Annotated in this window: 1 protein-coding gene; it reads right to left on the bottom strand. The window is 65.3% G+C overall.

Annotated features, from left to right (window positions below; translation table 11 throughout):
• Positions 1-111: 111 nt before the first annotated feature.
• A complete protein-coding gene (locus CWC38_RS12190; RefSeq protein WP_165860422.1) occupies positions 112-258 on the bottom strand; it encodes a hypothetical protein in 147 nt (48 codons plus the stop codon).
• Between the last annotated feature and the right edge of the window lie 134 nt (positions 259-392).

Genomic DNA, 392 nt, shown 5'->3' with positions numbered 1-392 from the left:
CCACTGGATGGGTAGGAATCGCCGCCTGCTACACCGCTGCCGGAGTCGGCGGAGGCACCGTCGGCTACTGCGTGGGCAAAGCATCCAAGAAGCTCTAACCCCACCCCACCATCACCAACGGACGCGTTCGAGAGAGACCTCGTCGCCGTGGATGAGGCTCACGGCTATGAGTGCGGTCATGGGCACCTGCCACCCGGCGGAGGTGATGGTGGCCCCCGCTTCTTCCAGCTCGGCGCGTCGTCGGCGGAGGGTGCTCACGCTGACACCTGCCACATCGGCGGCTTCCTTCATCGTGAACACCGCACTGGAACCCCCTGATAACCCTTCCTGGCTAGGGGCTTCGTTGCTGGGGGCGTCACCGTGAGTGGTCATGACACCCCTCCTGGAACCCC

It is taken from the genome of Kocuria tytonicola (assembly GCF_003687455.1).
Classification (GTDB): Bacteria; Actinomycetota; Actinomycetes; order Actinomycetales; family Micrococcaceae; genus Kocuria; species Kocuria tytonicola.
Note: the sequence above shows the minus strand (reverse complement) of the source record. Positions and strands in the feature narration are given on the sequence as shown.